This is a genomic window from Paenibacillus riograndensis SBR5 (assembly GCF_000981585.1).
Lineage (GTDB): Bacteria > Bacillota > Bacilli > Paenibacillales > Paenibacillaceae > Paenibacillus_AQ > Paenibacillus_AQ riograndensis.
In genome coordinates, this window is record NZ_LN831776.1 from 4,077,273 (window position 1) to 4,100,230 (window position 22,958).

Sequence of the window (22,958 nt, forward strand, 5' to 3'; positions counted from 1 at the left end):
CCTTCTTTTTGATAAAATAGTGTCACAAACTGACATTTGCAATCATTGTATACCCTCGGGTTTTTTATTGTCAAGAAAAAATGTCAGATACTGACCTTTTCTTATTTATAACATTAATACCATAATTAGGGATGATAAAATTGAAAAGCAAAGAAAAATTACAGGCGGCGGCCACCAAATTATTTATGGAAAAAGGCTATGAAAACACGACTGTGCAGGAGATTGCGAGTCTTGCGGGTGTGACAGAACGAACCTTTTTCCGGCAGTTCAAGGACAAGTCGGATGTGCTTTTTGACACAAACAATGAGCTGGGGCAGCGGGTCGCGGCTTTTATCACGGACAATGTTGACGTCGAGAAAAAACCGCTGAAGCTTGCGGTTGAAGGCTTTGTGTCGACTTCCGGGTTCTTCGAAGGCTCGCGGGAGAGGGTGCTGGCGCGGAATCAAATTATTCAAAGCAACCCTGATCTGCAGGAACGGGAGCTGTTGAAGGGGCAACGGCTCATTGCGTCTGTCACAAACTCGTTAGCGGCCACCTATGATAGCGATCTGTCGGAGCTTGCCGCACGATTTGCGGTTGGAATTTTTCACATGGCATTTATGAAATGGATTAAAAGCGCAGAGAAGGGCCTTGCGGAGCAACTGCTCACTGTCTATGAGTTATATGAGAACTCGTTTTGTTGCGTGGATTGAAACATCAAAAAAACTTGCCGTTACTTGTGGTAGGGTTTTCCGCGTAAAAAGTTCCTGAGGCATCATAGTCTCCTTCCTCTTTGGATATATCAACAAAAGTTTTGTAAATATCAATGCGCTGCTTCAGTGTTGTATTATAAACTATAGGTGGTGCAGTAGATAACGTGGAAGACGCTCTGGAGTTATTCCGCACGCAGCAGTCGTATTTGGTAATTAAATACATATTTATGGTTAACTTAAAATGATTATAAAGGACATAAAAGGAAAGGGTGGTTATCTAGTGGAATATCATGTTGCAATTCAAGGAAGCGATCAAGCGCCGGGTACGGAGGCACAACCTTTCCGCACTATTTCCCGTGCTGCGGCTATAGCGGAGCCGGGAGATAACATAACCGTGCATGCCGGTGTTTACAGGGAATGGGTCAACCCGGCCAATGGAGGAACAAAGGAACAGAGGATTGTATACCAATCTGCCGGGGATGGAGAAGTGGTTATCACGGGTGCTGAGCCTGTGGCTGACTGGAAAGACGAAGGGGACGGTGTCTGGAGGACGGAGGTACCAAACAGTCTGTTTGTCATCCGCAACCCTTATCAGACTAAATTGCACGGTGATTGGTTGTTTGAAGGTGCGTTCGAGCCGCATCTGGGGGAAGTGTATCTTGACGGAAAATCCCTATATGAAAGTGACAGCGCTAACAAACTGCACAATCCCCAGATTTGGCCGCAGGCCAAATGTGCGGAGGACTCTTTGATGCAATGGTACGCGGAAGCAAGCTCAACTACCACTACCATATGGGCGAACTTTGGAGGCAAGGACCCCCGCCAAGAGAATGTGGAAATTAATGTGCGCCCTTATTGCTTCTGGCCTGAGAAGACCGGCCGCAACTATATTACCGTCAGGGGTTTTACTCTCCAGCAGGCATCCCCCCAGTGGGCCCCGCCAACGGCTTTGCAAGAAGGGCTTATAGGTCCCCATTGGAGTAAAGGCTGGATTATTGAGAATAACGTGATCAATGAGTCCAAATGTACAGGTATCAGCCTAGGTAAAGATATAACTGCCGGGCCGAACGAATACTCGAACAATCGCAGCAAAGGCGGAACGCAACGGGAGCAGGAGGTTATTTTCCGTGCATTGCGCAAGGATTGGCATAAGGATCATATCGGAAGCCATATTGTCCGCAACAACGTAATTCATGATTGTGAACAGGCTGGAATCGTTGGACATTTAGGTGCTGCTTTTAGCCGGATCTACCAGAACCGCATTTATAATATTCACCACAAGCGCATCTTTCACGGCGCAGAAGTGGGGGGAATCAAACTCCATGCCGCTCTGGATACCCAGATTTGCGGGAATGTCATCTATAGCTCCTATCGGGCACTTTGGCTGGATTGGCAGGCGCAAGGCACCCGCATCAGCCGAAATATCTTTTATGACAATCTGTCCGAGGATCTCTTTGTGGAGGTCTGCCACGGGCCTTATATGGTGGATCATAACCTGTTCCTGTCGCCTATGAACTTCCGCAATATGGCCCAAGGCGGTGCGTTTGTTCACAATCTGTTTACCGGCAGATTTGTGGTGCGGTCCGAACTTACCCGCTATACTCCCTACCATATGCCTCATGAGACAGCGGTTGCCGGGTACAGCAACATCACGGGCGGCGACGACAGGTATTACAATAACATATTTATAGGTGATGACGATCCGGGCAAAGAGCCGCTGCCTATGACCTTTTTTGAGCACCTGCCGCTCACCCCAAGGGAGGATATGGATTACGGAGATGCCGCGGTGATGGATGGTGTACCGGATAACTCCCGCTGTTATCTTCATCCTGCCGGATTGGGCGGCTACAACGATTACCCGAGTGCTCATCAAAAGCAGTGGTGGGAATATACCAAGGAAGAAATTGCGGCTTTAAAGGAATCCGGAAAGCAATGGCAGCCCGATAAGATGGCACTCCCCGTTACGATACAGGGCAATCTGTATTTGAAGGCCGCAGTGCCCAGTGCTCATGAATCAAATGCAAAGGTTTATGTCAACAACGGGATCGAGATCGAAATCGATCCGGCGACTTGCAGGGTACAAGTTCATGTTCACAGTCCTGAAATAATACGTGGTGCAGCTCCTACGGTAGTCACAACTAATCTTCTCGGCAGAAGCTATCACGCCGAGATGCACTATGAGAAACCGGATGGATCTCCTTACCGTTTCGACCACGACTTTTTTCATAAGCTGCGCCCTGAAAAAAATGTAACACCCGGACCATTTGAAATATTTGGCAACAGTCTGGTGAAAATGCCGGAAGCCCAAATTTGCCGCAGTGACTGCTCTGCTACACTAGAGCTGCACGTGGGATTTACATTCTAATAAAAAGGCTGAACCTAAAGTCATATCCATTACTTAGGCTCAGCCTTTTAAGGCTGTTTCAAACCCGTTAATCCTGGAAGTTATTTACAAGCATTGGGCCTATTCGGATTCAGAACGAGGAAATCACCGGGAAGCTCGGACAGCTTGGCAACCAGTTCATCCATACCGGACTCCAGTTTGAATTCCATTTCCTCCCGGTAAAGCGGAACCAGGAAATAAACCTGAACCTGATTGCCATCTTTCGTATGGACTGTGCTAACCTCTTCCGGCAGAGCAAACAGGATCGCGCCGGACAGCTCAGTGTTAGGCGCATATGGCTCGTAATCCTCCGTGTTGGGGATGGTATGGCCGTATCCAAGCCACGTCTGATACATATGCGGGAACCGGGCAAGCATCTTCATCAGGCGGATCGGCCAGTAGTTCTCCTCCGCTTCAAAATCCTTCTGCGTAAGCGGCCAGTCTGCCGGCAAAAACATCATCAGCTCCGTGCGTTCAAGATGCTTGTACTCTTTACGGATCTCCTGTGGGAGTGTCATCGGCAGATCGCTCATCCCATTGGTGTACAGCACTCGGTATGGCTCATCAGGTGTAGCTTCCATAATGTTCACATCAATATGTACGATGTCTGAAATCAGTTCATGGAACACGCCGGTTTCTCGGTTTGGAAAGACTTTATTAAAATGTTCGTTTAATTCTTCCATGTACAAAATTTCGGAGGGAGGCGTAACCTGCCGCTCATCCGGAGCGTCATAGCCGTAAATTGTGGTACCGTCTTCCGATTTACCTATTTCATTGCCGCCAAACAGTTTTTTGAAAAAGTTCATGTCTTTGCACTCCTCTGTGCGGGTTTTGAATTTACGTGCGAAATGAAGGATGCTGCGATTAAATTTCTGATTCTAAAAGGTTTGAAACCTCACTTGGAAGTATAACAAAAGGCATAGCCCCGGAGCGATGGGTCTATCGATTCGAATTACCTGGGATATCCATGCAAAAACGGGATATCTGGACTTGAGCAGGAGGCCGTAAATCTCGATTGCGCGTGAACGGGAGGTCTTTAGGTCCACAACTGCAGGCTTATTCTACTGCTTTTTGCAATAGCTTAAATTCGTTTCTATAAAAGTCAATCAAGCCGTCCCGCTTCATCCATGCAAGCTCTCTGGATAAAGCACTTCGATCTACATCTAAATACTCGGCCATCGCTTCTCTATCAAAAGGAATAGTAAAAGTTTCTGTTCCAGTTTCACGCATAACTCTTGTTAAATAAGTTAAGACCTTATCCCGAATAGTAGGCATAATCAGACAATCATTTCGGTCATGCAGTTCTAACGCCCGTTCTGCGATACTATCAAAAAGATTGCCAAGTAATTGTTCGTGTGCCATACATAACTTCGTACAACGGCTCAATATGCTTTTGATAGGAATAAACAGAATTTCAAGTGGTTCTATCGCCTGTACTGACATAGGGCATCTTCTTCCACGGCTAGCCGCTGTTAAAACTGCGGTATATCCACCCGGATAATGGAGGGATACAATAATTTGTTTTCCCTTGACGCTCAATTTCGTACTTTGAGCGCTACCCTGCAATATGATGCCGACATCATCCACTAAATCGCCCTCACGGACAACCATCTCATCTTTTGCATATTCTTTCCGTGTGGCTGACAGACATTTAAGCATTTGGGGAATATCATTTGGGGAAATCCCCGAAAATAAACGTGATTGACATAGGGAATCTAAGTTGTTCATGAGAGGCTCCTCGTTGCATGTGCAACATATTTTTTCTTTTTACTATACTAAAATAATCATAAATAAAAAAGAAGTTAGTCACCTTTTCTAACGTCAGAATGGAGGAAAAACAATGCAAGGGAAAGAAAATTCAATAAAAGCGAGAAATAGACTTTTAGCCTCAAAGGTTATTAAAAATCTGCAAAGCAGAAAGTTTGAGGCTTATTACTGTGATAACGCCATAGAAGCTGTAGAAAAGGCACTATCATTTATTCCGGAACATTCTTCGGTATCATGGGGCGGGTCAGTCACGCTTGAGGAAATCGGGCTTCTTAATCGAATACGTCAAGGCAGCTATATGATCACTGATCGTGATAAAGCGCAAACAATGGAGGAACGTTATGACCTCATGCGCCAATCTCTTTTGTGCGACACCTATTTAACGAGCTTTAACGCCGTTAGCGAAGATGGCATATTGGTCAATATAGATAGTGTGGGCAATCGAACAGCGGCGATTACCTTTGGACCGAAAAGTGTTATTGCTATCGTTGGGATGAATAAGGTTTGCAAGGCCGCTGAAGACGCAGTTATAAGAGCCAGAACATATGCGGCTCCCATTAATGTATACCGCTGTTCGTGTTCGTCCAGCCCATTTTTACATTCGCCGCAAAAAACGCCCTGCCTGATCAATGGTGCTTGCGGAGATTGTAAAACAGATGATTGTATCTGTTCTTACATCGTCCAAACAAGAATGTGTAAACCGGCGGGGAGAATAAAGGTTATCCTCGTTGGTGAATCTTTGGGATTTTGAGACGACAACAGCTATCTGAATCGGCAGAGAGAGGATGCTTTCGTGTATGGTGTCCATGGGGAGAGAGACCATACGCTACACCTATGAAGGATTGGCCGAAGAAAGGCACCACATCATCCTCGCATGATTATCTTAAATGAACCCAGGCTGTCTCAATGAGGTTGACCGTTTTAAAATATGATGGTTATAATATATTATGATAATCATATTTTAAGGATTGGGAGGGATTTTTGGATATGACCAACCAAATGGGAACAGAAACTTTAGTCATTGGTTCAGGTCCAGGAGGTTATGCAGCAGCGGTAAGATCCGCACAGCTTGGAAAGAAAACGATCGTGGTTGAACGAGGTCAAATAGGTGGAGTGTGTACGAATGTGGGATGTATCCCCTCCAAAGCGTTAATCGCAGAGGCTCACCGCTTCCATTCGCACAAGACATGGAGTCGTTCTGGTTCCATAGATGCCTTCTTGGAGGCACAGGCTTTTAAAGAATCCATTGTCACCAAGCAATCTGGTGGTGTGAAGTACCTGCTACAAACTGCTGGTGCAACGATTTTGGAAGGGGAGGCAAGTTTTATTGATAGACACACTGTCCGGATCGAGCAACCGGGAACGGAGCTGTTGGTATCTTTCAAACATGCGATACTGGCGACAGGTTCTCGTCCGATTGAGTTGCAGGCCTTACCCTTCGGTAATCGCATTTTGTCTTCAACGGAAGCGTTGTCGCTTGCCAGCATTCCTGAAAGCTTGATTGTGATCGGGGGCGGATATATAGGTGTTGAACTGGGACAAATGTATGCCAAATTTGGCAGCAAAGTTACCATTTTGGAGGGAGGACAGCGAGTTTTGCCCGGGTTTGAGGCAGATCTGGTCGCTCCTGTAATCAAGCATATGAGCGCCGACGGGATCACTATTGTAACCGAAGCAACTGCGGTTAGCGCGAAGCAAGATTTGGATGGCTTAACCCTCAATTATATCAAAAATGACGTCCCCTACTCGATCAGAGCAGAATATGCATTAATAACTGTCGGAAGAAAGCCCAACACAGATGGCGGCCTGGGACTAGAACGTATTGGTTTACATCCTACGAGTAAAGGTTTGATTGACACTGACAAACAATGTAGAACAGAAGTTTCGAATATTTTCGCTATCGGGGATATTACCAGCGGTCCTGCGCTTGCACATAAAGCCTCTTTCGAAGCTAATGTTGCAGCCGAAGCTATTGCGGGACTGCAAACGATCATTGATTATAAGGCAATCCCACTTGTCGTATTTTCTGGGCCAGAGTTGTCCAGCGTCGGTATGAGTGAAACAGAGTGCAAAGCAATAGCGATGCCGGCTATCGTCGGAAGATCTTCATTCGCGATAAACGGTAGAGCATTGGCACTCAAATCGGCAGAAGGATTCGTCAAAATAATTGCCCATTCGGAATCGGGGATCATCTTAGGCGCGCAAATTGTGGGAGCAGAAGCTTCAACTCTCATATCGGAGCTTGGTCTTGCAATCGAGATGGGAGCGACTGTTGAAGATTTAGCGTTGACCATCCATCCGCATCCTACATTGGGAGAGGTGATTATGGAGGCTGCGCAGAACGCTGTGAGGAAAATTATGAAAACCAAAATACAAACCTGATGCTGGCCGGAAATGGCGCCAGCTTGCCGAAAGTCTGAAGGAGAAAGTAGGCGCGAAGCTCATTTGATTCTGGGGACCTGGGCTCGAAGGGAAGCCGCTGGCTCCGATAGTTAAGAGGAGGAGAATAAGGCACAAGGTAACGGCTCAGGAGCTGGCCGGTTCCGAACGGGACGTGTGCTTGGAGTGTACTAACGTGAAACGATAGTTCACTCATAACAAGATGGTAGCCGGTCAGAATGACCGGCTACTTTTTAAATTACTTCAAAGGGTAGTTCTATTGAAAGGTTTCATATAAGATAAACTAATGGTTCAATTGCTCATGAGCTATGCGACCACAGATTGTTACTCAAATTTCGGAAGCTCGCGTGCGGTTAATGGTGGCATGGAAGATTTTCCGTCCGTATGCGAAAGTTGAGTTATTCATAATATCCTTCAGTAGATTTTCTCAAAGTTTTGAATTGATCCGTATCATGCCCGAACCACACTTGGGAATTCGTGCGGGCAGCCAAAGTACGAATTTTCTCTACTGCGTTTCGATAGCCGATCAGATCATAAATAATACCAGGCGGCTTGACCGGAGGACCAAAACTTTCCGCGGTATAAATGGCATCGGAAGCTAAAATGATTCCGCCGGTTTCTGGCATTTCGATCTGAAGACCTAACATTCCCCATGCATGACCGCTTCCGAAATTCAAGATTTTGATACCATCCACCAGATCCAAATTGTCTTCTCCCGGTTTGATCGTTTTCCATTGCAGCTGGTTTTTGATCCATGCATCAATATCAGCCCACACATAGGCTCCTTCTTTTTCATTGCGGGCGTAGGTCTGCAGTGCTCCATTAAACTCATCCTCATGGACGATAATGGTCGCGTTCGTGAACAATTCGAGGCATCCTGCATGATCCAGATGTAAGTGGGAGGCAACAACATACTTGATTTCCTCAGGTCTAATCTTAAGCTGTTCCAATCGGTTATGCAGGTAACATTCCTCGCTTGCCACCCATGGAGACGACAGTTGGGTCGACTGTGCCCAGCGCCCTTGAGCGCCCATTGAGTTTGGGTTGCAGGCTGTATCAAATAAGATTTTCCCCTCAGGATGATCAATCAATACCGTATAAATTGGAAATTCAACAAATTGTGTCTGGGCATTCGGATTATTAATTGTTGCTGGATTATGCATGGGGATGATCCAATTTTTATCCATGCTCATTCGACCGTTATCCAATACATATAGCTTGGGATGCACCTTAATTATATTTGTCATGTTTATTACCCACCCATCGAAGTAATCCAGTACAAGGAAACCCCTTTCGGGAGCGCATCTTCTTGCTCTTGGAACACCCGGATTCGCCCTTAAGAGGTGTCCTTGCTATGGCAGATTTAGCTTAAACTGCTCAGTACTGGTATAGACATACAGTAATACAAAAAATAAAATGATATAAGTAGGCACTTTAAAGTGTCCTGGGAACTTCATAGTGCATAGGAGGGGAACTGTTTGGCACATTCATCAACAACTAAACAATCTGATATTTCGTTATCTAATTGCGGCTATAGCAAAGTTCTTGACATTATCTCTAACAAGTGGTCAGCACTTGTTATATATACCATGGAAGACGGTAAAATCAGATATGGAGAAATGCTTCGGAGGGTTGAGGGGATATCTAAAAAAATGCTTACCCAGACGGTACGCAAGCTGGAACGTGATGGAGTGGTTCAACGACACATTACTCCTACTGTACCTCTAAGTGTCGAGTATTCACTAACAATATTAGGGGAAACATTGCTTCAGCCGATGAAAGAGTTAAGGCAGTGGGGAAGAGAAAATTACACTCAAGTTGTAGAGGCGCGAGTTAAGTATGACTCTGCTTATAGTCCTGGTTCACATTAAGCCGCAGCATAAATTGATGAACTTTACATTACATGAAATATCACGTCGTAATAGTGCAGTCTTGGATACCCGCTATGCCTTGGAAGACTCTTTGAAGGGGCTGAGAACGGACTATTTCAATTTGCCTAACGAGCACCGCATTATCCGGGAATACCGATAGAAGAAGTTGCCCAAAGCTAAGGACAAGAACTTGTACCGAAAGCCAATAATATAAACTAATGGACCAGGCATTGAAGTGAAGCTTTCTTAATTTTTTTAAATTTATAGGTGAAACTCTTCGTTAGGCGGTAAATTAACACTTACTGTGTCTATACCGAAGGTGCCCCCATTTGCTCCAGATTTAATTCAATCCGTTCCTTAAGTTCTTGTTAGTTCTGTGTCGGGACAACCACTCCGACTGGAGAACGGCATACTGATACTCATCCACCCATTTTCCTTTTGACATGTAATTTTGCAACAAGTGTCCTTCGCGCCTCATACCTAAACGTTCTAGAACTCGAATGGATTTTTCGTTTCGCACATCCGTAAAAGCAATGGCCTTGTGCTTCCCCAGCATTCGAAAAATATAATTGAGTATGGCCTCAAGGGCCTCGTGAATGTATCCATTCCCTTGATGATCCGGTGCGAGAGTGAAACCGAGTTCCACAATTCTGGGTTCATCAAGCAGTGTATGGAGAGCACAATCCCCAATCAATTGGTCCGAATCAGCTGAGACAATAGCGAATTGAAACCAGGTACCTGGTTGGCCGGGCGTATGATCCATTTGCTTGCTAACAAATGATTCCGCGTCTTCGTATGTGTAATTCTCCCAGGATTGAAACTGGGCAACGGCGGGATTCGCTCGGTATTTATAAAAAGATTCCGTATCTTGCAAGCCAAATTGTCTGATAACGAGACGATCTGTAACCATATATACATGGCTTGATTTTTCCATGTTTTTCACCTCTATTTGAAATGTACTGCAAAGTCCCTTCAGACTGTTCTTGATTGAAAAAAATTAATTAGCCTTTCTGATAACTTCTGTTGTGCCTTGCTGATAAATCGGTCTGCATAGTACGTTAGCTCCAGGTGACGAATGGGCGCAGGCTCTGAGATTGGGATGGATACGATATTTGACCATTCCAAATGTTGTTTCAGCAAGTCTCTCGGTTGTATTGTGACACCAACTCCAGCGGAAACTAATTGCAGCAATGAGGACGCTGAGTCGACCTCCATTACAGTCGGTAATTCAAAACCTTGTTTTCTGCATACTTCATCCACCAAATCCCGACCCAAATAACCCTTCGGGTACATCACAAGCGAATGCTGCTTTATTTCTTCCAGTGTAATCTCATCCCTCTTGGCCAGCTCACTTGCTGTATGGACAAACAGGTAGTAGGGCTCACTTCCAAGAGGGACTTGAACCAGTCTTTTATCCAAGGGACTACAAAGTCCAATCCCTATATCTACTTTATGAGCAAGCACTTCATCCCGTACAAAGATCGTCGAAAAAACTTGAAGCTGGGTTTCGGGATATTGAGTCTTGAATTCGATGAAGAGCGGAACTAACCGGAAATCCAGATCTGATGGCAATACCGCTAGCCGAACGGTACCCCGTTTCTCAGATCTAAGTTCTCTAATCGCATTTTTCGCATCCATTTCAGCTTGTAGCATCTTCATACCGTATTGATGCAGCAATTTGCCTGCCTCAGTCACTATCACTTTTTTGCCGATACGATCGAAGAGCGGTATACCGAAATCTGCTTCAAGCAGGCGAATCTGTTGGCTCAACGTAGGCTGAGAAATTCCGAGAACCTCAGCAGCTTTTGTAAAATGAAGATGCTCAAATACAGCCATGAAATACATTATATTTCGAGTATCCATGCATTTACCTTCTTATTAATAGTATTTTACTATCATAATAATATAATTTATTGTATTGATCAATGATCATGGAAAACCTATACTCATACTTACTTCAAGTAGATTAGGGGGAAGCGTAGCAATGAAGAAACTATTTAGTTTATTTGCTTTATGTATTGCAGCAATGAATTTACGACCCATGATTACATCAGTAGCCTCTTTGTTAGGTACGATTCAATCCCATCTTGGGATCAACGCTTTGACAGCAAGTCTTCTCACGACACTGCCTGTTTTATGCATGGGAATATTTTCTCCGGTCGCGACAGTTTTAAGCCATCGAATTGGACTAGAACGCACCATTTTTTTCTCGCTATTTCTCATTACTTTAGCTACTGTACTGCGGGGAAGCGATAGTTCTGTCATGCTGCTTCTAGTTACTGCTTTGGTAGGAGGGATCGGTATTAGCTTGGCCGGGCCTATGCTGTCCAGCTTTATCAAAAAGTATTTCCCGGAGAAACCTGACATCGTCAGCATCTACTCGATATCGATGACGATAGGAGCTGCACTGGCTTCAGGCTTCACGATTCCGGTATATACTCACAGCGAATATAACTTGCCAATAGCCTTGTCATGCTGGGCCATTCTAGGTTTTATCGCACTTTTGGCTTGGATTGCATTTGTTCGAAACAAGCATCATCAAACAAACGCAACCATACGTCAGAGACTCCCGATTGCTAATAAAAAAGCGATTCAGTTCACCATTTTTTTCGGTTTAATGGCCAGCATGTTTTACTCGATTACATCATGGATCTCGCCAATTGCCCTCAGTTTCGGATACAGCCGAGAAAGTTCGGCTATGTTTCTTACTATTTTTACCTTGATTCAGATTCCCATTGCATTTCTTGTTCCGGGTAGCGTTAAACGTTCCGGAAAACCAAAATTGTTGCTTGTTTTATGCAGCTTATCAGAGCTTATAGGTGTTGGCTTGTTGTTATTTCAGTTTCCCATGCTTCTAGCGGTACTTTTTTTAGGGATTGGTGCGGGTGGATTATTCCCTCTTGCGCTGATGCTCCCGATTAGCGAGACCAAGACAGCAGAGGAAGCAGGAACTTGGTCGGCAATGTCGCAAATGGGTGGTTATGTTATGGGTGCTTTCGGTCCGCTATTGATAGGCTGGATCTCTGATCAGAGCGGAAATTTCAATTCTTCCATTTTCGCTATGCTCATTATTATCATGGTGATGATCGGAGTGCAGGTGTCTATGACCATGGGCAAGAAAGATACTGAAGTACAGGAGCATCGCTGAAGTAATAATAATGCTACCATCATCGCTTTATTGTCATCTGGATTAAGCGATTCTCCCCAAACAATTTTTGAGAGAGACGGGTTAGAAGGTATCCGGTAAAGTGAAAAAATCAACTAATGATAGCCGATGAGGGTTGGCCAACGAAAATATGCTATACTCATTAATCAAGTCGCCAACTGTCGGTTTTTTTCTTTGGCAACCCGCTTCCGGTCTCAGCTGAAAGCACCGCTCATTACACCGTCATAAAGAAATATATACGTACAAATGGAGCTACTTTAACAACCGTTCCAAGAGCACCGCCGCTTCCACCCCGTAGGGTGTAATTGATCAGAGCAGCACCCTTGGGTCTACTCGTCTATTGGGCACTGCTCGACTCCGGCTGGCTGCTATTCAGGAAGCACGTGTCAATTGCGACGAGCCGTTCGCTCTATGCCATCAGCGGTTACTTTGTACAGTTGGTGCGGCAAGTCGTGTCCCATGCCGTCAACCAGCATTAGCTCAGCGCCCGGGATGGCAGAAGCTGTGTCCTCGCCACACGCCGGGACGAACAGGGGATCGTCCATCCCATGAATGACGAGTGCTGGTACTTTTATGGTCGCTAGCCGCGGACGACGGTCACCGGAGACAGCGATCGCAGCAATTTGTCGTCCGACACTGCCTGGATCGTAGGCTCGCTGGACTTCCTCCAGAATGAGTGCCCGATAAGCGTCTTCTTCAAACGGATAGCCGGTACCGGCGATGCGTTTGGCAAAAGAGAGGCTGTGCCCCAAAAATCCTGCTTCATCCTCGAATGGGTTCGGCGCCGGTTTAGTCATCATCCCCATGACTTCCGGGGAAGCTTGCGGAAGCGTAGGATTACCGGAACTAGACATAATGGAGGTGAGTGATACAACCCGTTCAGGGTACTCACTGGCTGCAATCTGGGCGATCATTCCGCCCATTGACCTGCCAACGAGATGTGCCCGGTCAATTGAAAGGGCGTCGAGCAGTCCGATAGCGTCGCCTGCCATGTCATCGAGAGTGTAAGGGATGTCCGGTCGCTGTCCCGACATGAGAGCAGTCGCTAATGCGTCAAAATCCAGCGTCCGATATTGGCTAAAGTGTGTTGAGCAACCTACGTCGCGATTGTCAAAGCGGATCACCCGAAAGCCCCGCGCTGCCAATAGTTCACAAAACGGAACCGTCCAGCGGATCATCTGGGTTCCAAGTCCGGAGATTAGGATAATAGCCTCGTCGTTTTCGTTACCGAAACTATCATAGGCCAACTCAACACCGTTAACTTTTAGAATGTTCATGGTCATGTTCTCCTTCAATTAATTTGGTTTCGGAAGTTCCGCCATAGGCAGAAGGCGTGAATCTTCTATCGCTGCAGTCCGATGACCGATACCAGCCAGGTAGTCTTGATTGTTTGAAAAAGCTAGAAATGACTGCGCGCTACTCTGGCGGATCAGCATGACAAGATCCCATTTCTCATCTTCGGGTCCGATCAGAAACTCTCCGCCATCGCCAAGAAACACGATTTCACCATCATATGCTCCTCATTCATAAGTTCTCTTCAGGAAATGCATTGGCGGCTAATCTCTTAACATGGTTTCTGATATCAGGTGCCCAGTCATCGATGAAGTGATAAAAACGATCCGAATCACCAGCATACAGTGCCCGCAGAGCTTCTTCGTATTGATGGAAGTCCCCGGCCATAGCTGTCATAAAGTTATATGTTGCTTCTTGTGACTCCCGGATTGTGCTCTGCTGTTCTCCAGTACGGCGAGCTTCATCAATGAGTTTTCGTAATGTTACCGACGCCCCTCCAGGTTGACACTTGAGCCATTCCCAATGCCGGGGCAATAACGTAACCTCACCGGATACAACACCCAGCTTGGGCCGACCGACCCGCCGTGTAGTCTGGTGATTCACTTCTGTACTGGATGAGTCACCAAACTGTTCTCCTAATCGTTTAAGCACATCATCTGTCTTCCCACGAAAATCAACGTCTATTGGCTTCCCCGTGGAATCGTTAAATATAAGCAGCTGTGTGAGTTCTCTGTCACTCAGAGCATCCTTCACTGTAGTAACAACGTGCTGTAACGAACCACTGGCGACGACTCCCACACCCAAAAATGCCGTGCAGGAAAAGCGTGTTAGGGCATTACTCATGCTGACCTCCTTTCTGCTCGCCTCAATTATACCCGGGTAAAAATAAAAAATCAATATTACCCGGGTAAAATGTATTTTCCCGTTCGTTATTCCAGCACTTGAGAGCTCCTAAACCGATGTTTATTTTCTCAGTAATAGTGCTTAGTTGTTGGAGTAAGCGTCGATTTCTTTTACACATGAATTTACTAAACAGAAGCCACCGCAGAGATGGAAACAAAGAGCTGATTATTACCGGAGCGATGATTCAATTGCTTATGCATTCACTTTAAATAGATCGTCATATGCTTTTTCCGCTCCAATACGATGGAGTAAGTTCATATAGGACATGACATTTTCCCCCTATTTGTACAACATGACCTTCGGTTTATTGTGATTCGCTGCGCTTTTCCCTATACTTTATCATGCGGTTATACATAAGTAATGTCCAAATGGATTGAATGGCGAACGGAGGGAGTGGAGAGAGATGGTAGAGAATTTAAATAGATCGTTGACGGTAGCTTTGTGTTTGCTATTGGCATTCTGTGCCTCTGTATTTATCGGAGAAGAGACCCTAATTTCTATCGTTGCCATCATATTTTTATTAGCCGAGCTAGGGATCTCTTATTTTCTTTTGAAGAAGCGTACTGCATTACATTGGATATATATGGGTGCTGTGACTGTGGAAGTTTTATTTGTAATGACCGGGTCTTTTTGGGCGCTTGCGGTTTCAATTGTACTGCTATTGGTCTCGGGTATCTGGAATGAGTTTTTCCAAGGTATGGGACGCAAAAGGGCGATGTTTATTCTCGTGGTACGGAAAGCGTTATTCAGTCTGGCGGCTCTGACCGTAAGCGTCTTGTGGGTGATTAATCTCTATGCACAGCCGATTGTGAAATCAATTGAACTCCCTGCCGATAGGAAGTCTGAGATAGATCCAGCGAAACTGGATCCTCCGGCAGTGATGCTGAAAAACATTGAGACGATGAATGCCTTCGGCAGCCGGACAACAGGCTCGGAAGGGCACAATCAATTTATTGCATGGCTGGAGCAGCAGGTGGCGGATATGGGGCTGTCCATAAACCGGGACAATTATACCTTTGACCGCTGGGAAGAGAAGAAAAGCTCGATAATCATCGACAACCAGGAAATCCATGTGTCCTCGGCGTATCCTTACTCTGGAGAAACCGATGCAAACGGAGTGGCGGGCGAGCTGGTGTATACCAAACGCGGGGATTACGCCAAAGCCAAAGGCAAAATTGCCGTGGTGGAAGTGAAAAACCTGAAGCATTTTCCTATTGGTCTGGTAATGAACGTACGGAAAGCTTTTCCCGCACGGAGTAAAATTCCATCTAGCGAAGGTGACCTTGTACTGACCACAGGTTTAAAAGAGGCTCATTTGGACGAAGCAAAAGCAATGGGTGTCAAAGCCGTTATTTTAGTCTGGGAAGGGGTATCTGACGAGAAGGTTGAACAGCAGTATTTGCCTTTTACTACAGATTACGCCGGCATTCCTGCGGTTTGGATAAACGGAACAGATGGACAAAAGGTGATTCATGCAGCTAAGGTACACCAAGAAGGTACAGTGATTTTGGAGGCGGATGTGCAGAAGGACGCGCCGACGGAATCTTTTTACGTGAAAATTGAAGGCAGAAATAAAAATGAATCCATCATCGTAAACACCCATACGGACGGTGTGAACGTGATTGAGGAAGACGGGGCCATAGGCATGCTGTAGATGATTCGTTATCTGCAACAGGAGCAGCCGGAGCGGACGATGGTTTTCGCTTTTGTCACGGGGCATTTTAGACTGCCTGATTTTAAGGGCACCTCACAGGCTACGTCCACCTGGATGGAAGCTCACTCCGAGTTGTGGGACGGAGGTAGTGGTCATATGAAGGCCGTGGCTGGAATTACTGTAGAACATCTTGGAAGCCTGGAATGGAAGGACGACGCCTCGGGGCATTACGGACCGACGGGGCAGATGACCACGGAATTTACCTATGCAGGCAATGCCATGATGGAAACAATCTGGCTAAAAGCCGTGGAGCATAGGAGCGCCACGCGTACCGTTATTTTACGCGGACACAACATGCTTGAATTTGGGGAGAGCCAACCCCTGTTTGAGGCGGGAATCCCGGTGATTGGATTTATTCCCATGCCCGATTATCTGACCGTGAACAGCGAGAACCGGGAAATGGACAAATTCGACTTGGATCTCATGCATGCTCAAGTGGAATCCTTGCTGAAGGCAGTTAACCTTGTGGACGGGACCCCAACCGAGGAACTTGGTAAAGTGGACGGGTACTCCTTTTTCTACGGGCGGACGCAGCTATAGCTTATGGGGGTAGGGTGGCTTTTCCTGTTATTAGCGAAACAATTGAGCGTTTATTTTAAAACCGAACTAATCTGTGACGATGACATTTTATTAGTATTCAATAATTGGTTGTTGCTGTTCAATCACGATTTGGGAAAAATGCTGTTCGGCGAATTGACATCGAATAATATGATGATTATAATATTTTAACAGATGCGGTTTGAATGAGTTAAACAGATGCACAAGATAAAGGTGAAGGAGGGGAAGAGGCTTGCCTTATCCGGAAGGGCATAAGTTAAAAGTCAGAAAACATATCATTACGAGTGCCGCAAAAGCTTTCCGAACCAAAGGCGTTCGTAACATCAGCCTGCCATACATCATGAAAGGTGCAGGACTGACACATGGGGGATTTTACTCCCATTTTGAGAACAAAGAGCAGCTGGTTATTGAGGCTTTTCATTTTGCCATTGACGATACGATAGAACTTTTACAAAAGGTAGCTGACAAGAACGAAGACCAGCCGCAAATTCAGTCCGTTATTGAATTTTATTTAAGCTCTGTTCATCGGGATCAGACGGAGATCGGCTGTATACTACCTACGCTGTCAGGGGAGATTTCCCAATTATCGGAAGAAGTTCGACAAGCGTACACCCGTGAGTTGCAGCGATTCATGAAGTTTATTAGTGATATGGCAGGAGTCGATGCCTCTACCGGTTATGCTCTGGTAAACAGTATGGTCGGTACAGTTGCTTTGGCACGCGCGGTCAGTGATCCGAAGCTCAGTGATGATTTATTACTGGCAGGCAAAAACCAGGCAAAGCGAATCATAGAGGCTTCTATAGGTTAAAGCTAAATCTTTGCATAGAGAATAGGGGGATTGATCTGATGATAACCAGAGAAGCGAGTATGAAAGACTATCCACAATTGAGACAAATTTATCTGGATTCCCGTCGTGGAAGTTTTCATTGGGCCAATGCTGATGAGATGACGCTTGATGATTTTGACCAAGATACATCGGAAGAACAAATTCTTCTGGCAGAGGAGAATGCCCAGGTTCTCGGATTCGCCTCATTATATGTACCTAACCGCTTTATTCATAATTTGTTTGTACACCCGACTGCTTCAGGCAAAGGTGTTGGCGATCTGCTACTCAAACGCGCTGTGGCCGAACTGGGAACGCCAGTCACGTTAAAATGTGTCTCCGAGAATCATAAAGCGCTCAGTTTCTATAACAAGCGGGGCTGGAAAGCCGTTGTGGAGGAAGGAGAGCCTGGGGCGAGATATTGGGTTCTTGTTTATGAATGAACATTAGAAAAATTAATGCGGATGGAATAGGAATTGCCTATGTTACTAGTAATGAAAAGTTAATCACTGATGTTCAGTCTGCTATAGAATCGGTACTATGATCATCAACTTTACTCCTAGCATTATTCAATATTGCAATCCTACCATTTAGTGCTTGGACCTTAATTTGATTTGTAACGTTTCGATTTGCCAACCCAAGGATGTCCCCATAGGTATTTCGCCAGAAAGCAGTTTTCTAATATCATCAATTCCGAATCTTAGTTCACGAAGTGTTTTAATTAGCTGTAGGCGCCTGCATGAATCTAGGCTTTTTGAACATAGTGTGTTGAATTATAGATTAGTGGAAATTATGAAAAATTATCTCTTAAGTTGATCACAGTAGTTGCATTAACCATAAAACATATTATTATTGTAAGACGACAAGAACATTTATGGTTAACCGTATTTGATATGTGTTATCAATTAATGACTTCATATAAACTTTGCTGAGATGAAGATGACTATGTGGCTTTTTTGGCTATTCGTCTTAGGTACAGAAAGGCACACAAATTGGCTATAACCGCCATCACAGCCAGTCCCCAGAATAGGTTTGCATACATTTGTTTTGGTTACCCGTGTAAACGTGAACGGTCGTCATCAGCCCGGATTGGATACCAAACTTGTCTTGTAGAGCTTTAGCCATAGGGGACAGGCAGTTGTTTTGCAGGAAGCGCCGGAAATGACGACTTTCTTCGCTCCGCCTTTCAGGGAAACTCGGCCTTTTCTTTCTTGATGAAAAAGTCTGTACATTCGAGAACAATATCAACGCCAAGCTCTCCCCAAGGAAAGCTCTTCAGGATTCCGCTTGCCAAAACCTTTTTACTTTAAAAGCTCCGTCATGGACTTCAATATCACCTTGAAAAGTGCCTTGCGTCGTTTCATATTTGCGCAGATGAGCTAACATTTTAGCGTTCGCAAGGTCATTAATCGCTACTACCTCTATGCATTCCACATCTTGAATTCGCCTAAAAGCGAGCCGTCCGATTCGTTCAAAACCGTTAATGCCTACTCATACACTCATTAATAAAACAAGTTCCCGCCAGTTGATTAACCGTCCATTTCAGTTATGTGTCCAAAGTCTTGCTCCAGCAGGCGAACTGCTCCATTTTTGATTACGCTAATAGGCTTCTGATGATCCTGTAGTGCTTATGCCTTCCAAATTGGCCAAAAGATCCAGTCCAGAGAACAACTTACCATCGATTGCCGTCGTTTGCCCTCTAAAGCCCTATCGTCGAGCAGATGGTTCCTCATAGCTTTGCAAGCCAGCGTCGCGCAAAGTTCTTCCGACATAGCCCAACTCTCGACGTGCAGCGGCATCGTTGACGGTGAACTCACGCCCAATCATGCGTATCATCGAGCGTGAGATCGGCGGATCGCCGTCTTTCCGCGTGACGGCCCAGATCGTGTCGAACAGCCGGCCAATGGCAGAGACGAGCCAGTAGGACATCGAACGCATCTTATCGATGGACAGGCCCTGCAAATTCGCAAGCGAGGCGGCGAACTCACGGAAAGTCTGCCCTTCCTGGTCTTTGATGAAGAAGGCATGACCGCCTTCTCCGCGTTCAAGAGCGCATTGTATGGCTTCAACCACATTGTCCACATGGCAGGTTGAAAAAGGGTAATCGCCGTGGTCGATGAACGCGAACTGTCCAGATCTGACTGCTTCGGGAAGCGCTCGGCTAAACGGATCACCAGGCCCCCAGATAGCCGGTGGGCGAAGCGCGATCGTTCGAAAGCCGGGTTTGTTGGCTGCAAGAACCAATGAATCAGCCCGTGCCTTGCTCGCCAGGTAGGCGGAGAAGTGGTTCGGGAAAGTCGGCGCGCTTTCATCAGCGTCGCGGATGAGCGTACCGCTGTTATCCATGTGGATCCCCGCCGCGCTGATGTAAACGAATGTCTTCGCACAGGCGGACTCGGCTGCCTTCAGCAAGGCTGCGGTGCCATCGACGTTGGTACGGAAGAAGGGTTCGCGAGGCCCTGAAAAGCGGAAAAGGGCGGCCGCATGCACAACCGCATCGATCATCGGTAACACGAATGGCATGCTGCTTTCCAGATCGGCATCGACCGGCGTCGCACCCATGGCCTTGAGTTTGGCGTGAGATGATACGGAGCGTGTGAGGGCGAAAATCTGGTGACCATCCTCCACTAGCTTCGGGATCAGGCGGCCGCCGAGCAGGCCGGTGCCTCCCGTGACGAGAATTTTCATTGTAATCTTCCTTTCGGTTCGGAATTCAGGACAGACCGCATGGCGCCGCCACGGATTGATGCTACAGCGTCAACCGACGCGCCTCCCGTCAAAACCAGACTAATGCCGAACAATCGATCATCGTATTGTGGAGTGCATCCTTCATAGAATTTTCCTTCTCTCCATCTTTTGATTATTTATCTAGCGATCTTAGCGAAATGCTTCAGAGTACGAACCAATTGGGCTGTATAAGACATTTCGTTATCGTACCAAGCTACGGTTTTCACCAATTGCTGGTCACCGACTGTCAGAACTTTCGTCTGCGTGGCGTCGAAGAGCGAACCGAATGTGATGCCTTTGATATCGGAAGATACAATTTCGTCTTCCGTGTAACCGAAAGTTTCTGGATCGGAAGCTTCTTTCATAGCAGCGTTAACTTGCTCAACCGTTACCTTGGTATTCAAAACGGCAACGAGTTCAGTCACGGAACCTGTTGGTACAGGTACACGTTGAGATGCCCCATCCAGTTTGCCCTTCAATTCCGGAAGAACCAGGCCAATGGCTTTTGCGGCACCGGTGGAGTATGGAACGATGTTCTCCGCTGAGGCGCGCGCAGCTCGGAAATTGTCTTTTGGATCCGGAGCGTCAAGCGTGTTTTGGTTACCCGTGTAAGCGTGAACGGTCGTCATCAGCCCGGATTGGATACCGAACTTGTCGTGCAGAGTTTTAGCCATAGGGGCCAGGCAGTTGGTTGTGCAGGAAGCGCCGGAAATGACGGTTTCCGTTCCGTCCAGTGTGTCATGGTTCACGTTGTATACGATCGTTTTCATATCACCTGCAGCAGGGGCGGAAATGACGACTTTCTTCGCTCCGCCTTTCAGGTGAAGTTCGGCCTTTTCTTTCGTGGTGAAGAAGCCTGTACATTCGAGAACAATATCAACGCCAAGCTCTCCCCAAGGAAGCTCTTCAGGATTCCGCTTAGCCAAAACCTTAACCTCTTTGCCGTTTACTTTGAAGGATCCGTCATGAACTTCAATATCACCGTGAAAAGTGCCTTGCGTCGTATCATATTTGAGCAGATGAGCTAACATTTTAGCGTTCGTAAGGTCGTTAATCGCTACAACCTCGACGCCTTCCACATCTTGAATTCGGCGAAAAGCGAGTCGTCCGATTCGTCCAAAACCGTTTATACCTACTTTTACAGTCATTGAAAAATCCCCCTATAAGTTTTATTTATTCCAACAAGTGAATGCCTGCAATGAGATAAAAATGACCCAGCGCTATTTCATTCTTGAATGGCTTGTTGTATAACGCAAAAAAGATACCGATCGGTACCTTTTATATTAGCATGATATTAGTGAATTGCAAGGACGAATTGAATAATTCGTTTAAAACAATTGAAATAAAATACGGTTCATACGGAGGAGCTCATGAAAAAAGGGGACAGAACACGGGAACATATCATTATGAAATCGGCTGAAATTTTTAACCAGAGAGGATATGCCGGTACATCGCTAAACGATATTAATGCCGACACAGGAATTAAGAAGGGGGGCATCTATCGAAATTTTGCCAGTAAAATAATCAACTAGATCGTGAGAAAATCAGTATGTCTGTAATTTGCGTAGGTCAAGAAGAATTGCTCACTAGGAGAACGTTCTTTTTAGGACAACGTAAGTCTCAGATCATTGGACGCTTTATGACTCATGAGCTTCGTTTTTTCGTTATTACTTCCTTAGATGATTTTAAAGCAGTTCTTCGTTGCTACGATTCACCTGAAATCTCTGCTTATCCTGAGAACAGTGATTGGAGCTTCACTAGATATTTTTTTCGGGAAGGATATGAGAAAGGTCATCGGTTGGAAAAGGATGCTGCTTTAATATATTAACAATTTCAAAATCTTCGAAGGGAGCACGGAGTTAACTCAAAACTTGAGATTCCTATGGAGTATTTTACGTATACTGTTGAAAACGCTCAGAAAATAAATGGAGCCCATGGAGAGAAACTTGAATGGATCTCAGCCCAAAATTGGTTAGATTCCATTAAACCTACAGGCTATATTGAATCTGAAATTTATATGGCTTTAGCAGGTAATGGTGATTAGAAAATGAATGTCGTTTGGAGGAAAGAATGGATAAATGAATATGAATCGCCTTGGTCCGTATTTTGCCTTTGCTACTTTTCATATGTCCAGTTGGAACGAATGGAGAGCGCCTGATCAAATGAATCCTGCTGTCCTTCGTTGGGTTCAAGCAAACCAGGCAAACATGAAGATATCAAATATGCATTCCAAATGGATTATTAATGCACAACATTGCAATTTAAAGCGTTTAGTTACGGATGATCCTGCAGAGATAAAAGTATTTGATATGGAAGAATCCGCGCACAGACAGGATTACTTCTCTAACCGTTTCCAAAAAGATTTACTGCAAGTTACTTCTAATGCTATGGAGCTTAGAAAATCGAATGAAACGATTGAATTCCTTGAAATTTGTCCCTATGCATATGGATGTAGCGCCACTTCTAATCAGGGAGCTTCTGGAGTATTTCTCTGATCAGGTCGTCAATTATCAAATGAAAATCCGTAGAAGTATTGATATAGGGGGGCTTTCCTGGATTCTTGAAAAACTGGTCTTACAGTTCTGTGAGAATTTCTTCTGTGCTTGGATGGAGACCGCAGGGAAGAGAAGTAAAGAAATTAGTATTCCTTCTTGGAAGGAA

The 22,958-nt window shown here is 45.6% G+C and carries 21 protein-coding genes and 2 pseudogenes; 12 read left to right on the plus strand and 11 right to left on the minus strand.

Features of this window, described 5'->3' with window-relative positions; genetic code table 11:
• The first annotated feature begins 131 nt into the window (after nucleotides 1–131).
• The gene (locus PRIO_RS17065; protein ID WP_231869702.1) at nucleotides 132–692 is read left to right on the plus strand and encodes a TetR/AcrR family transcriptional regulator; all 561 of its coding nucleotides are present in this window, start codon (nucleotides 132–134) and stop codon (nucleotides 690–692) included.
• A 280-nt stretch (nucleotides 693–972) separates the two neighbouring features.
• On the plus strand, nucleotides 973–3,057 hold the full coding sequence (locus tag PRIO_RS17070; RefSeq protein WP_052741476.1) for a right-handed parallel beta-helix repeat-containing protein: 2,085 nt from the start codon (nucleotides 973–975) through the stop codon (nucleotides 3,055–3,057).
• A gap of 80 nt (nucleotides 3,058–3,137) precedes the next feature.
• Here the strand turns inward: PRIO_RS17070 and PRIO_RS17075 are convergent, their stop codons facing one another.
• Nucleotides 3,138–3,881, minus strand: a complete 744-nt coding sequence (locus PRIO_RS17075; RefSeq protein WP_020432858.1) for a suppressor of fused domain protein — start codon at nucleotides 3,879–3,881, stop codon at nucleotides 3,138–3,140.
• A 250-nt stretch (nucleotides 3,882–4,131) separates the two neighbouring features.
• Nucleotides 4,132–4,803, minus strand: a complete 672-nt coding sequence (locus tag PRIO_RS17080; RefSeq protein WP_020432859.1) for a Crp/Fnr family transcriptional regulator — start codon at nucleotides 4,801–4,803, stop codon at nucleotides 4,132–4,134.
• Between the two features lie 112 nt (nucleotides 4,804–4,915).
• Here PRIO_RS17080 and PRIO_RS17085 point away from each other — a divergent pair, with 112 nt between their 5' ends.
• Together PRIO_RS17085 and lpdA are read left to right on the plus strand one after the other, a co-directional pair.
• Nucleotides 4,916–5,593, plus strand: coding sequence for a lactate utilization protein (locus PRIO_RS17085; protein ID WP_046503689.1), 678 nt, complete (start codon nucleotides 4,916–4,918; stop codon nucleotides 5,591–5,593).
• Nucleotides 5,594–5,829: 236 nt separating this feature from the next.
• Nucleotides 5,830–7,224 (plus strand): dihydrolipoyl dehydrogenase, encoded by a 1,395-nt coding sequence (gene lpdA / locus PRIO_RS17090; RefSeq protein WP_046503692.1) that lies wholly within the window; start codon nucleotides 5,830–5,832, stop codon nucleotides 7,222–7,224.
• A 416-nt stretch (nucleotides 7,225–7,640) separates the two neighbouring features.
• Here the strand turns inward: lpdA and ahlS are convergent, their stop codons facing one another.
• On the minus strand, nucleotides 7,641–8,489 hold the full coding sequence (ahlS, locus tag PRIO_RS17095; RefSeq protein ID WP_046503695.1) for an AhlS family quorum-quenching N-acyl homoserine lactonase: 849 nt from the start codon (nucleotides 8,487–8,489) through the stop codon (nucleotides 7,641–7,643).
• 231 nt (nucleotides 8,490–8,720) lie between these two features.
• On the opposite strand from ahlS, the gene PRIO_RS17100 reads away from it, so the two are divergent.
• Nucleotides 8,721–9,113, plus strand: a complete 393-nt coding sequence (locus PRIO_RS17100) for a winged helix-turn-helix transcriptional regulator (RefSeq protein ID WP_046503698.1) — start codon at nucleotides 8,721–8,723, stop codon at nucleotides 9,111–9,113.
• Between the two features lie 340 nt (nucleotides 9,114–9,453).
• Here PRIO_RS17100 and PRIO_RS17105 read toward each other — a convergent pair whose 3' ends face one another.
• Nucleotides 9,454–10,047 (minus strand): GNAT family N-acetyltransferase, encoded by a 594-nt coding sequence (locus tag PRIO_RS17105; protein WP_020432864.1) that lies wholly within the window; start codon nucleotides 10,045–10,047, stop codon nucleotides 9,454–9,456.
• Nucleotides 10,048–10,085: 38 nt separating this feature from the next.
• Nucleotides 10,086–10,976 (minus strand): LysR family transcriptional regulator, encoded by an 891-nt coding sequence (locus PRIO_RS17110; RefSeq protein WP_020432865.1) that lies wholly within the window; start codon nucleotides 10,974–10,976, stop codon nucleotides 10,086–10,088.
• A gap of 121 nt (nucleotides 10,977–11,097) precedes the next feature.
• On the opposite strand from PRIO_RS17110, the gene PRIO_RS17115 reads away from it, so the two are divergent.
• Nucleotides 11,098–12,261, plus strand: coding sequence for an MFS transporter (locus PRIO_RS17115; protein WP_039790829.1), 1,164 nt, complete (start codon nucleotides 11,098–11,100; stop codon nucleotides 12,259–12,261).
• A gap of 404 nt (nucleotides 12,262–12,665) precedes the next feature.
• Here the strand turns inward: PRIO_RS17115 and PRIO_RS17120 are convergent, their stop codons facing one another.
• From PRIO_RS17120 to PRIO_RS17130, 3 genes are read right to left on the minus strand one after another with little or no spacing between them, the layout of a single operon-like run.
• Entirely contained in the window at nucleotides 12,666–13,556 is an 891-nt protein-coding gene (locus tag PRIO_RS17120) for an alpha/beta fold hydrolase (RefSeq protein ID WP_046503701.1), read from the minus strand.
• A gap of 18 nt (nucleotides 13,557–13,574) precedes the next feature.
• The gene (locus PRIO_RS17125) at nucleotides 13,575–13,778 is read right to left on the minus strand and encodes a hypothetical protein (RefSeq protein ID WP_020432869.1); all 204 of its coding nucleotides are present in this window, start codon (nucleotides 13,776–13,778) and stop codon (nucleotides 13,575–13,577) included.
• Nucleotides 13,779–13,803: 25 nt separating this feature from the next.
• Entirely contained in the window at nucleotides 13,804–14,415 is a 612-nt protein-coding gene (locus tag PRIO_RS17130) for a DUF2239 family protein (RefSeq protein WP_046503704.1), read from the minus strand.
• Between the two features lie 463 nt (nucleotides 14,416–14,878).
• Between PRIO_RS17130 and PRIO_RS33940 the strand changes: the two genes are divergently transcribed.
• From PRIO_RS33940 to PRIO_RS17150, 4 genes are all read left to right on the plus strand, one after another.
• Nucleotides 14,879–16,129 (plus strand): cytochrome b family protein, encoded by a 1,251-nt coding sequence (locus PRIO_RS33940; protein ID WP_144412114.1) that lies wholly within the window; start codon nucleotides 14,879–14,881, stop codon nucleotides 16,127–16,129.
• Nucleotides 16,130–16,729, plus strand: coding sequence for a hypothetical protein (locus PRIO_RS33945; protein WP_020432872.1), 600 nt, complete (start codon nucleotides 16,130–16,132; stop codon nucleotides 16,727–16,729).
• A gap of 250 nt (nucleotides 16,730–16,979) precedes the next feature.
• Nucleotides 16,980–17,555: a TetR/AcrR family transcriptional regulator gene (locus PRIO_RS17145; protein ID WP_020432874.1), complete on the plus strand. Its 576-nt coding sequence runs from the start codon at nucleotides 16,980–16,982 to the stop codon at nucleotides 17,553–17,555.
• A 38-nt stretch (nucleotides 17,556–17,593) separates the two neighbouring features.
• Complete coding sequence (locus PRIO_RS17150) at nucleotides 17,594–18,013, plus strand: GNAT family N-acetyltransferase (protein ID WP_046503707.1); 420 nt, start codon at nucleotides 17,594–17,596, stop codon at nucleotides 18,011–18,013.
• Between the two features lie 604 nt (nucleotides 18,014–18,617).
• Here PRIO_RS17150 and PRIO_RS34905 read toward each other — a convergent pair.
• From PRIO_RS34905 to gap, 3 genes and pseudogenes are all read right to left on the minus strand, one after another.
• Nucleotides 18,618–19,055, minus strand: a pseudogene (locus tag PRIO_RS34905) (glyceraldehyde 3-phosphate dehydrogenase NAD-binding domain-containing protein); the annotation flags it as partial.
• Nucleotides 19,056–19,277: 222 nt separating this feature from the next.
• Nucleotides 19,278–20,258 (minus strand): NAD-dependent epimerase/dehydratase family protein, encoded by a 981-nt coding sequence (locus PRIO_RS17160; RefSeq protein WP_046503710.1) that lies wholly within the window; start codon nucleotides 20,256–20,258, stop codon nucleotides 19,278–19,280.
• Nucleotides 20,259–20,434: 176 nt separating this feature from the next.
• On the minus strand, nucleotides 20,435–21,445 hold the full coding sequence (gene gap / locus PRIO_RS17165) for a type I glyceraldehyde-3-phosphate dehydrogenase (protein ID WP_046503713.1): 1,011 nt from the start codon (nucleotides 21,443–21,445) through the stop codon (nucleotides 20,435–20,437).
• A 222-nt stretch (nucleotides 21,446–21,667) separates the two neighbouring features.
• Between gap and PRIO_RS34910 the strand changes: the two are divergent.
• A pseudogene (locus PRIO_RS34910) lies at nucleotides 21,668–21,817 on the plus strand (TetR/AcrR family transcriptional regulator); the annotation flags it as partial.
• Nucleotides 21,818–22,375: 558 nt separating this feature from the next.
• Nucleotides 22,376–22,792 carry a hypothetical protein gene (locus PRIO_RS35595; protein WP_144412115.1) on the plus strand — a complete coding sequence of 139 codons (417 nt, stop codon included), beginning with the start codon at nucleotides 22,376–22,378 and terminating at the stop codon, nucleotides 22,790–22,792.
• The last annotated feature ends 166 nt before the right edge of the window (nucleotides 22,793–22,958 follow it).

Coding starts and splice junctions, on each gene's coding strand:
- PRIO_RS17065 (WP_231869702.1), top strand. CDS start 132: ATGATAAAATTGAAAAGCAAAGAAAAATTACAGGCGGCGGCCACCAAA.
- PRIO_RS17075 (WP_020432858.1), bottom strand. CDS start 3,881: ATGAACTTTTTCAAAAAACTGTTTGGCGGCAATGAAATAGGTAAATCG.
- PRIO_RS17080 (WP_020432859.1), bottom strand. CDS start 4,803: ATGAACAACTTAGATTCCCTATGTCAATCACGTTTATTTTCGGGGATT.
- PRIO_RS17085 (WP_046503689.1), top strand. CDS start 4,916: ATGCAAGGGAAAGAAAATTCAATAAAAGCGAGAAATAGACTTTTAGCC.
- lpdA (WP_046503692.1), top strand. CDS start 5,830: ATGACCAACCAAATGGGAACAGAAACTTTAGTCATTGGTTCAGGTCCA.
- ahlS (WP_046503695.1), bottom strand. CDS start 8,489: ATGACAAATATAATTAAGGTGCATCCCAAGCTATATGTATTGGATAAC.
- PRIO_RS17105 (WP_020432864.1), bottom strand. CDS start 10,047: ATGGAAAAATCAAGCCATGTATATATGGTTACAGATCGTCTCGTTATC.
- PRIO_RS17110 (WP_020432865.1), bottom strand. CDS start 10,976: ATGGATACTCGAAATATAATGTATTTCATGGCTGTATTTGAGCATCTT.
- PRIO_RS17115 (WP_039790829.1), top strand. CDS start 11,098: ATGAAGAAACTATTTAGTTTATTTGCTTTATGTATTGCAGCAATGAAT.
- PRIO_RS17120 (WP_046503701.1), bottom strand. CDS start 13,556: ATGAACATTCTAAAAGTTAACGGTGTTGAGTTGGCCTATGATAGTTTC.
- PRIO_RS17130 (WP_046503704.1), bottom strand. CDS start 14,415: ATGAGTAATGCCCTAACACGCTTTTCCTGCACGGCATTTTTGGGTGTG.
- PRIO_RS33940 (WP_144412114.1), top strand. CDS start 14,879: ATGGTAGAGAATTTAAATAGATCGTTGACGGTAGCTTTGTGTTTGCTA.
- PRIO_RS33945 (WP_020432872.1), top strand. CDS start 16,130: ATGATTCGTTATCTGCAACAGGAGCAGCCGGAGCGGACGATGGTTTTC.
- PRIO_RS17150 (WP_046503707.1), top strand. CDS start 17,594: ATGATAACCAGAGAAGCGAGTATGAAAGACTATCCACAATTGAGACAA.
- PRIO_RS17160 (WP_046503710.1), bottom strand. CDS start 20,258: ATGAAAATTCTCGTCACGGGAGGCACCGGCCTGCTCGGCGGCCGCCTG.
- gap (WP_046503713.1), bottom strand. CDS start 21,445: ATGACTGTAAAAGTAGGTATAAACGGTTTTGGACGAATCGGACGACTC.
- PRIO_RS35595 (WP_144412115.1), top strand. CDS start 22,376: ATGAATATGAATCGCCTTGGTCCGTATTTTGCCTTTGCTACTTTTCAT.